6 protein-coding genes are annotated in these 6,426 nt (G+C 57.1%); all 6 read left to right on the forward strand.

What is annotated here, in order from left to right:
* The first annotated feature begins 258 nt into the window (after positions 1-258).
* The 6 genes from BLS87_RS32345 to msrQ all read left to right on the forward strand — a co-directional run bounded on the left by BLS87_RS32345 (position 259) and on the right by msrQ (position 6,246).
* Positions 259-1,983, forward strand: coding sequence for an acetolactate synthase 3 large subunit (locus BLS87_RS32345; RefSeq protein WP_074759268.1), 1,725 nt, complete (start codon positions 259-261; stop codon positions 1,981-1,983).
* Between the two features lies 1 nt (position 1,984).
* Positions 1,985-2,476, forward strand: a complete 492-nt coding sequence (gene ilvN / locus BLS87_RS32350) for an acetolactate synthase small subunit (RefSeq protein ID WP_062385123.1) — start codon at positions 1,985-1,987, stop codon at positions 2,474-2,476.
* 47 nt (positions 2,477-2,523) lie between these two features.
* Positions 2,524-3,540, forward strand: a complete 1,017-nt coding sequence (ilvC, locus tag BLS87_RS32355; RefSeq protein WP_074759255.1) for a ketol-acid reductoisomerase — start codon at positions 2,524-2,526, stop codon at positions 3,538-3,540.
* 153 nt (positions 3,541-3,693) lie between these two features.
* A complete protein-coding gene (gene pssA, locus BLS87_RS32360; protein ID WP_074759257.1) occupies positions 3,694-4,542 on the forward strand; it encodes a CDP-diacylglycerol--serine O-phosphatidyltransferase in 849 nt (282 codons plus the stop codon).
* A gap of 70 nt (positions 4,543-4,612) precedes the next feature.
* Positions 4,613-5,626, forward strand: a complete 1,014-nt coding sequence (msrP, locus tag BLS87_RS32365) for a protein-methionine-sulfoxide reductase catalytic subunit MsrP (protein ID WP_074759258.1) — start codon at positions 4,613-4,615, stop codon at positions 5,624-5,626.
* Positions 5,626-6,246 (forward strand): protein-methionine-sulfoxide reductase heme-binding subunit MsrQ, encoded by a 621-nt coding sequence (msrQ, locus tag BLS87_RS32370; RefSeq protein ID WP_074759260.1) that lies wholly within the window; start codon positions 5,626-5,628, stop codon positions 6,244-6,246. Before msrP ends, msrQ begins: the two co-directional genes overlap by 1 nt.
* Positions 6,247-6,426: the final 180 nt, after the last annotated feature.

Raw genomic sequence — 6,426 nt, forward strand, 5'->3', positions numbered from 1 at the left:
TGTAGAGGGACTGCCAGAAGCAGACCGTCTCGGTAGATCATGAGGCGCACACCCGCGCCGACCTGTAACACCCGCAACGCGTTACCTCGCGCTGGGTGGGAAGACCCCGAAACACTTAGGGGCGCTCCCAATACTTGCTCAGTCAGTGCTGACGTAGTCGGCGACCACCGTCGCTCATGCTCTGCTTTGCAGTAAACCTATTAAGACCCGTCTCCTCGTTTGTGTGGACGGTATTCTGGCGTTTTAGAGGTGAACAACGTGGAGCTTTTATCTGGCGCTGAAATGGTCGTCCGCTTTTTGCGTGACGAAGGCGTTGAGCATATCTATGGGTACCCGGGCGGTGCCCTCCTGCATATTTACGACGCGCTGTTCAAAGAACCGGCCGTGAGCCACATCCTCGTTCGTCACGAACAGGCTGCGACCCACATGGCTGACGGTTATGCGCGCGCTACCGGCAAGGCTGGCGTCGTACTGGTGACTTCAGGTCCCGGTGCAACCAACGCCATCACCGGCATCGCGACCGCCTATATGGACTCGATTCCGATGGTTGTCCTGTCGGGTCAGGTGCCAAGCAACATGGTAGGGACCGACGCCTTCCAGGAAACCGACATGATCGGTATCTCCCGTCCGATCGTGAAGCACAGCTTCATGATCAAGCATCCGTCGGAAATCCCGGAAGTCCTGAAGAAGGCGTTCTACCTGGCGCAGTCCGGCCGTCCTGGTCCTGTCGTGGTCGACATTCCAAAAGACATGACCAACCCGGCCGAGAAGTTTGAATACGTCTTCCCGAAAAAAGCCAAGTTGCGTTCCTACAGCCCGGCAGTTCGTGGCCACTCTGGCCAGATCCGCAAGGCGGTGGAGATGCTCCTGGCTGCCAAGCGCCCGATCATCTACGCCGGTGGCGGCGTGGTGATGGGCAACGGTTCGGCACCACTGACCGAACTGTCGCAAATGCTGAACGCGCCGGTGACCAACACCTTGATGGGCCTGGGCGCTTATCCAGGGACCGATCGCCAGTTCGTTGGCATGCTGGGCATGCATGGCAGCTACACCGCCAACCTGGCGATGCACCATTCGGACGTTATCCTGGCGGTCGGCGCGCGTTTCGACGATCGCGTGATCAATGGCGCCTCGCGCTTCTGCCCGGGCGCCAAGATCATCCACATCGATATCGACCCGGCTTCGATCTCCAAGACCATCAAGGCTGACGTGCCTATCGTAGGTCCTGTGGAAAGCGTCCTGACCGAAATGGTTGCGACACTCAAGGAAATCGGCGAGACCCCTAGCAAGGAATCGGTGGCGACCTGGTGGAAGCAGATCGACGAATGGCGTGCGGGCGGCGACCTGTTTCCGTACAACCGTGGTGACGGCAGCGTCATCAAGCCTCAGGCCGTGATCGAAACGTTGTGCGAAGTGACCAAGGGCGATGCCTACGTCACCTCCGACGTGGGTCAGCATCAGATGTTTGCCGCGCAGTACTACCGTTTCAACAAGCCTAATCGCTGGATCAACTCCGGTGGTCTGGGCACTATGGGCTTTGGTCTGCCAGCGGCCATGGGCGTTGCGCTGAGCTTCCCAGACGCACACGTTGCCTGTGTGACGGGCGAAGGCAGTATCCAGATGAACATTCAGGAGCTGTCGACGTGCCTGCAGTACAACCTGCCGGTGAAGATCATTCTGCTCAACAACGGCGTGCTCGGCATGGTTCGTCAATGGCAGGACATGAGCTACAGCGGTCGTCACTCGCACTCCTATATGGAGTCGCTGCCTGATTTCGTGAAGCTGGTCGAAGCCTACGGTCACGTCGGCATGAAGATCACCGATCTGAAAGACTTGAAGCCGAAGATGGAAGAAGCGTTCGCCATGAAGGATCGCCTGGTGTTCCTCGACATCCAGGTCGACGTCGCCGAACACGTCTACCCGATGCAGATCAGAGACGGGTCGATGCGCGACATGTGGCTGAGCAAGACGGAGCGTACCTAATATGCGGCACATCATTTCGCTATTGCTGGAAAACGAACCGGGTGCCTTGTCTCGTGTCGTCGGTCTGTTTTCGCAGCGTAACTACAACATCGAAAGCCTGACTGTGGCGCCGACCGAGGACCCGACCCTGTCGCGTCTGACGCTGACCACCGTCGGTCACGATGAGGTGATCGAGCAGATCACCAAGAACCTCAACAAGCTGGTTGAAGTGGTCAAGCTGGTCGATCTGTCGGAAAGTGCCCATATCGAGCGCGAGCTGATGCTGATCAAGGTCAAGGCTACCGGTGCACAACGTGCGGAAATCAAACGCACCACGGACATCTTCCGCGGCCAGATCGTTGATGTTTCCAGCAGTGTCTACACGGTGCAACTGGCAGGGACCAGCGACAAACTGGACAGCTTCATCCAGGCGATCGGCACCAGTGCCATCCTGGAAACAGTACGCAGCGGCGTCACGGGCATTGCCCGCGGCGACAAAGTACTGAGCATCTAACCTAATTTTGCGAATGGCCTGAACGGCCGAGATAACAGGGGAATTTCATGAAAGTTTATTACGACAAAGACTGCGACCTTTCGATCATCCAGGGCAAGAAAGTGGCCATCATCGGTTACGGTTCTCAAGGCCACGCTCAGGCGTGCAACCTGAAAGACTCCGGCGTTGATGTCACTGTTGGTCTGCGTAAAGGTTCGGCTACTGTCGCCAAGGCTGAAGCCCACGGCCTGAAAGTGACTGACGTTGCTTCCGCCGTTGCCGCTGCTGACCTGGTCATGATCCTGACCCCGGACGAATTCCAGTCCCAGCTGTACAAGAACGAAATCGAGCCGAACATCAAGAAGGGCGCCACCCTGGCTTTCTCCCACGGTTTCGCTATCCACTACAACCAGGTTGTGCCACGTGCTGACCTGGACGTGATCATGATCGCGCCAAAAGCGCCAGGTCACACCGTCCGTACCGAATTCGTCAAAGGCGGCGGCATCCCTGACCTGATCGCTGTTTACCAGGACGCTTCCGGCAATGCCAAAAACGTTGCGCTGTCCTACGCTTCTGGCGTTGGCGGCGGCCGTACCGGCATCATCGAAACCACGTTCAAAGACGAAACCGAAACTGACCTGTTCGGCGAACAAGCCGTACTGTGTGGCGGTACCGTCGAGCTGGTCAAAGCCGGTTTTGAAACCCTGGTCGAAGCGGGCTACGCGCCAGAAATGGCTTACTTCGAGTGCCTGCACGAACTGAAGCTGATCGTCGACCTCATGTACGAAGGCGGTATCGCCAACATGAACTACTCGATCTCCAACAACGCCGAATACGGCGAGTACGTGACCGGTCCTGAAGTCATCAACGCTGAATCCCGTCAGGCCATGCGCAATGCTCTGAAGCGCATCCAGGACGGCGAATACGCGAAGATGTTCATCGCCGAAGGCGCAAGCAACTACGCATCGATGACCGCCAAGCGCCGTAACAACAAGGCTCACGGCATCGAAGTCATCGGCGAGCAACTGCGCTCGATGATGCCTTGGATCGCGAAGAACAAAATCGTGGACCAGACCAAGAACTAAGATTGTAGAAATCGGGTTCCGGTTAACGAAGAACGCGACCTCAGGGTCGCGTTTTTTCGTTCTGGGGGCTCATCTGGTATAAAGCTGCATCGTTTGTCGGCGCGACGTCGCCGCAAGCATCTGTCGAAATTTCATAGCTGCAAGGTATTGTCCATGAGCGAACGTCCCGAAGAGCCGAACAAGGCCTCTGACGCCGAAAGCCTGCTACCGATCGATGAACATATAGAAGAGGGCCACGACGCCGAGGGCCGCAAGGTCAGGCATCGCGGCATTTATCTGCTGCCGAACCTCTTCACCACGGCGAACCTGTTTGCCGGTTTCTACGCCATCATCAGCGCGATGAGTGCTCAAAGTGCGATGAGTGCGGGTGATCAGGTGGGGGCGAGCAAGTATTTCGCCTTTGCGGCCATCGCCATCTTCGTGGCCATGGTGCTCGACGGGCTTGATGGTCGTGTTGCACGCATGACCAATACCCAAAGCGCGTTCGGTGCCGAGTATGACTCGCTGTCCGACATGGTTGCCTTCGGTGTGGCGCCGGCGCTGTTGGCGTTCGGTTGGGCGTTGGGTGACATGGGTAAGGTCGGCTGGATGGTCGCCTTCATCTATGTGGCGGGCGCTGCGCTCCGCTTGGCGCGATTCAATACGCAAGTGGGCAAAGCCGACAAGCGCTATTTCATTGGTCTGGCTAGTCCCGCTGCAGCTGGCGTGGTAGCCGGAACCGTGTGGGCATTCAGCGACTACGGCATCCAGGGCTCCAAGCTGTCTTTCCTGGTCGCTCTGCTGGTCGCGGCGGCGGGCATGCTGATGGTCAGTAACATCAAGTACAACAGCTTCAAGGAGCTGGACTTGAAAGGGCGTGTGCCTTTTGTTGCGATTCTGGCGGTGGTGTTGGTCTTTGCCGTCGTATTCAGCGATCCACCGCGCATTCTGCTGCTGATATTCCTCGGCTACGCAGCATCAGGTCCGATTCAATATCTGTTGCGCCTGCGTCGGCACAAGTAGTCCGAACGGCGTCATTTCCCGCATACTCCGCAGCATAGGTGCTTCAGTTCTCCATCGCTGCGGAGTCAACATGCTGATCAAATCCCCTTCCGCGTCTGACTGCAAAGAGTCGGATGTCACACCAGAATCCTTCTATCTCTCTCGTCGCTCTCTGCTGGGAGGCTCGCTTGCCGGGCTGGCTGTCGGCGCGTTGCCGCGTTGGTCCGAGGCCAGTGATGCATCGCAGTATGCCGATGTTGAACCGGGTGCGGCCCCTGGCTGGTTCAAAGACAAGCTCCCCACCACGCAATGGCAGGCCATGACGGTCAAGGGCGAAGCCATCACCCCGTTCAAGGATGCGACCCATTACAACAACTTCTATGAGTTCGGCACCGATAAGGGCGACCCGGCGCAAAACGCCGGTTCACTCAAGACCGAGCCTTGGAGCGTGGTGATCGACGGGGAGGTTGGCAAACCCGGGCGCTATGCGCTTGAGGACTTCATGAAGCCTTATCAGTTGGAAGAGCGTATTTACCGATTGCGTTGTGTCGAGGCCTGGTCGATGGTTATCCCGTGGATGGGCTTTCCGATTTCCGCGCTGCTCAAACAGGTAGAGCCGACTGCCAATGCAAAATACATTCGCTTCGAAACGCTGCAAGACCCGAAGACGATGCCGGGGCAGCGATCCGGTTTTGCATTGATCGATTGGCCTTACGTGGAAGGCCTGCGACTGGACGAAGCGATGAATCCACTGGCCATTCTGGCGGTGGGCATGTATGGACGTGAACTGCCAAACCAGAACGGCGCGCCGTTGCGCCTGGTCGTGCCATGGAAATACGGCTTCAAGAGTGTGAAATCGATTGTGCGCATCAGCCTGGTGAGCGAGCAGCCGAAAACCACGTGGCAAAGCATCGCGGCAAATGAATACGGCTTCTATGCCAATGTGAACCCGACTGTCGATCACCCGCGCTGGACTCAAGCCCATGAGCGGCGCTTGCCGAGCGGGCTGTTCAGTCCCAACATTCGGCAGACAGAGATGTTCAACGGGTATGGAGAGCAGGTGGCCTCTCTCTATACGGGTATGGATCTTCGGAAAAACTATTGATGCGTTATCCGTTCTGGCGTCTGTCTGTCTTCATTGCGATTTGTATTCCGCCTATCGTGTGGCTGCGCCAGGCGTGGTTGCTCGACCTTGGACCCGATCCCGGTAAGGTGCTGGTGGATCGTTTTGGCCTGGGCACGCTCGTGTTGCTCTTGATCACGTTGGCCATGACGCCTCTGCAGCGTGTGAGCGGGTGGTCGGGCTGGGTAGCTGTTCGCCGTCAGCTGGGTTTGTGGTGTTTTGCCTGCGTGGTGGTGCACATGCTGGCGTATGGGTTCTTTATCCTGGGTTTCGACTGGGCTCAGCTCGGCGTTGAATTGGTCAAACGCCCCTACATTATTGTGGGGAGTTTGGGTTTCCTTTGTTTGCTGGCATTGGCAGTGACCTCCAATCGCTACAGCCAACGCCGATTGGGCGCGCGATGGAAGAAGCTTCATCGGCTTAGCTATGCCGTCCTTGGGCTGGGATTGCTGCATATGTTGTGGATTGTCAGGGCTGATCTAAAGGAGTGGGCGCTATATGCTGGCATTGGCGCTTTCCTGTTAATGCTTAGAATCCCTGCAATTGCTCGGCGAATCCCGCGGCGGACGGGGAGGAAAGCGGGCGCTGTAACAAAAGTTTAAATAAGTGCTTGACGCTCGTCTGGATCTGTCTATAATTCGCCCCACTTCCGGCGCAGACGAAACGGAAAACTCCTTGATAATCAATGAGTTGGACGAAGTAAGCAGCGAGGAAGCGCTTCGGTTCAGATGCTTGAATCGACAGCGGTGAGAAAGGAGTTGACAGCAGGTTGTAACGCTGTA

Origin of the sequence: Pseudomonas abietaniphila (assembly GCF_900100795.1) — a bacterium.
Classification (GTDB): Bacteria; Pseudomonadota; Gammaproteobacteria; order Pseudomonadales; family Pseudomonadaceae; genus Aquipseudomonas; species Aquipseudomonas abietaniphila.

Coding starts and splice junctions, on each gene's coding strand:
- ilvN (WP_062385123.1), top strand. CDS start 1,985: ATGCGGCACATCATTTCGCTATTGCTGGAAAACGAACCGGGTGCCTTG.
- msrP (WP_074759258.1), top strand. CDS start 4,613: ATGCTGATCAAATCCCCTTCCGCGTCTGACTGCAAAGAGTCGGATGTC.
- ilvC (WP_074759255.1), top strand. CDS start 2,524: ATGAAAGTTTATTACGACAAAGACTGCGACCTTTCGATCATCCAGGGC.
- msrQ (WP_074759260.1), top strand. CDS start 5,626: ATGCGTTATCCGTTCTGGCGTCTGTCTGTCTTCATTGCGATTTGTATT.
- pssA (WP_074759257.1), top strand. CDS start 3,694: ATGAGCGAACGTCCCGAAGAGCCGAACAAGGCCTCTGACGCCGAAAGC.